The sequence below is a fragment of the Pseudomonas sp. 2822-17 genome (assembly GCF_002742485.1).
GTDB classification, from domain to species: domain Bacteria; phylum Pseudomonadota; class Gammaproteobacteria; order Pseudomonadales; family Pseudomonadaceae; genus Aquipseudomonas; species Aquipseudomonas cyclaminis.
On record NZ_LJRZ01000021.1, the window covers coordinates 1 to 229 of the forward strand.

Annotated in this window: 1 protein-coding gene; it reads right to left on the reverse strand. The window is 43.7% G+C overall.

Annotated features, from left to right (window positions below):
* The coding region (locus AOA60_RS00070; protein WP_143522294.1) for an HD domain-containing protein at positions 1 to 229 on the reverse strand (229 nt) is incomplete at both ends.

Consider the following 229-nt stretch of genomic DNA (forward strand, 5'->3'; position numbering starts at 1 on the left):
CCCTAGAATGATCCTCTTCGTCCATTCCTCGTGGTCCGTATGAAAAACTTTTTCGAAAGAATGTGAGAAAGGTCCATGACCGATATCATGGAGTAGTGCTGCAGCTAAACAAACAAGTCGCTCCTCAGGATCCCAAGCCTTCTTTTGCCCAATATTCTCAACCATCCTCCGCATAATTTCATAAACGCCTAATGAATGATTGAATCGAGTATGCTCTGCACCATGTAAC